This is a genomic window from Acinetobacter sp. YH12134 (genome assembly GCF_013418555.1).
GTDB classification, from domain to species: Bacteria; Pseudomonadota; Gammaproteobacteria; order Pseudomonadales; family Moraxellaceae; genus Acinetobacter; species Acinetobacter indicus.
The window spans coordinates 1-2,158 of sequence record NZ_VPBT01000049.1 but is presented as its reverse complement, the minus strand read 5'-3'; the positions used below and the strand labels follow the sequence as shown (position 1 = coordinate 2,158).

The following is a 2,158-nucleotide window of genomic DNA, read 5'->3' as shown; positions in this document are numbered from 1 at the left end:
TAATTAGGCAATATTTACCTAAAGGGATTGATTTAAATCAGGCAGATCAGCATTATTTAAATCAAGTTGCCATGTCACTGAATACTCGTCCTAGAAAAGCGTTAGATTGGCTTACACCATTAGAGAAATTTGCTCAGCTTTATCATAAGGCTTTTGAAACTGTCGCACCTCATGTTTGAATTCGCCTACCTTTAAACAAAAAGCCTCTACTGAGGCTTTTTGTTGGTTTAGATGAATTACATCGGTTTAGCTATAAGAGCGACTGGCCTTGGACACCACCGGTGGCGTTTCGGTAACCGGCTCTGAGGCTTTCTGGATGCGAATCAGGGCAACTGCAATTGCACCAATCACCGCTGGAATCGCCACCGCCAAGAAATTCAGTTTATGCGGTAATTCCATGCCCAATAGCACCCCAATAATAATCGGGCCGACAATTGCACCCACGCGACCAACCGCAGAGGCACAACCAATCCCGGTTGAACGTACCGCTAGTGGATAATACTGTGCCACAAAGCTGTATAGCAAAATACTACTACCAATCGCAGAAGCTCCAGCCAGCGCCACCAGTAGGTAGATCACCGGTTGTGGCGAGTTAAAGCCTAATCCGACCAGCGCCACAGCCCCCATCAGGAACATGCCAATAATCACCGGTTTTAAATGGAAACGGTCTGCCAGAATCCCGCCGCCAATGGTGCCAATTACTGCGCCAATATTCATTGACATCAGGAACATCAGGCTGCTACCCAGCGAGTAACCAGCGGCCATCATTAGTTTTGGTAACCAGCTGCCCAGTGCATAGACCATCAATAAACACATAAAGAAGCAGCACCAGAACAATAAGGTACTCATGCCACGGTTTTGCTTAAATAAGGCGGCAATAGAGGCATCCGGCACCTGTACTTCATTTAAGACCAGTTGAGTCTGCGCACTGACTTTTTCTTCTGGCGTGATTTTCTGGATAATCTGGCGCGCTTTTTCATCCTGCTGTTTTTTCACTAAAAAGGTCAATGATTCAGGTAAAAACTTCCACAAGATCGGTAACAGTAACAGTGGAATACCCGCGATATAAAACATCACTTCCCAGCCAAAACTTGGAGTTAACCAGGCACCCAGTAATGCAGCCATAATACCGCCGACCGCATAACCACTAAACATGGTCGTCACCAAGGTACTGCGCAGTTTTTGTGGTGCATATTCAGAGGTTAAGGCCACCAGATTCGGTAATACTCCGCCAATTCCTAAACCTGCAATAAAGCGCAAAATTCCGAATTCAGTCGGGTTAGATGCGAAACCGCCCCAGAAGGTAAAACCGCTAAATAAGGTCACACAAATTAAAATGACATTTTTACGGCCAATCTTATCGGCCAGCATGCCAAAAAACATGGCACCGAACATCATTCCGGCCAGGGCAGTACTGGCCAACATGCCTGCTTGCACAGCAGTCATATTCCATTCTTGCATCAGTAGTGGTAGGGCTACGCCATTAATCGCCAGATCATAACCGTCAAAGATGACTACAAATAAACACCAGAGTACGACGTTTAAATGAAAAGGTTTGAACTTCGCCTTGTCCACTACAGCATTCACATTCATTGTTGTTGCTGTCATTAATCCTCACCTCCAATTGTGAGATTTTATTCTTAATATGAAAAAATGAACAATCATTCACTTTTGTCTATAAAATGAATGATTATTCATTTTTTGTCTATGGATAAAAAGTCTAAATGATAAATTTTTCTTAAAAATCAGATTTGATTTAGCAATAAAGCTCAATTTCAGAGCAGAAAATTTAGTTATAAATCTTACAATTAGTGGAAACTTATTCTATTTTTTAAAATTTTTATATTACAAAACAGTGAAATAAAAGCTTCATCATTGCAATTTTTAAGACAGGCTTAAATGACAACTTCTACCACACAAATTTGCAAATAAATGTAAAAATTGTGTCATAAAACCTAAAAAGCACTATCTAAGTCGTAGATGTAGAAACTAGAAATTACGCCCATAAAAAAATCCCCCTCGCTTTTGCTTGGGGGATTTTGAATAATGAGCTGGCGATGACTTACTCTCACATGGGTAACCCCACACTACCATCAGCGCTAAGAGGTTTCACTTCTGAGTTCGGGAAGGGATCAGGTGGTTCACTCTTGCTATTGTC

General features: G+C 42.0%; 1 protein-coding gene, 1 rRNA gene and 1 pseudogene. 1 reads left to right on the top strand and 2 read right to left on the bottom strand.

Going from position 1 to position 2,158, the window contains the following annotated elements; all coding sequences use genetic code 11:
- A pseudogene (locus FTU69_RS14620) lies at positions 1–179 on the top strand (IS30 family transposase); the annotation flags it as partial.
- Positions 180–246: 67 nt separating this feature from the next.
- Here FTU69_RS14620 and FTU69_RS14615 read toward each other — a convergent pair.
- Together FTU69_RS14615 and rrf are read right to left on the bottom strand one after the other, a co-directional pair.
- Positions 247–1,608 (bottom strand): aromatic acid/H+ symport family MFS transporter, encoded by a 1,362-nt coding sequence (locus FTU69_RS14615; RefSeq protein WP_005181158.1) that lies wholly within the window; start codon positions 1,606–1,608, stop codon positions 247–249.
- Between the two features lie 441 nt (positions 1,609–2,049).
- A 5S ribosomal RNA gene (gene rrf, locus FTU69_RS14610) occupies positions 2,050–2,158 on the bottom strand; the annotation flags it as partial.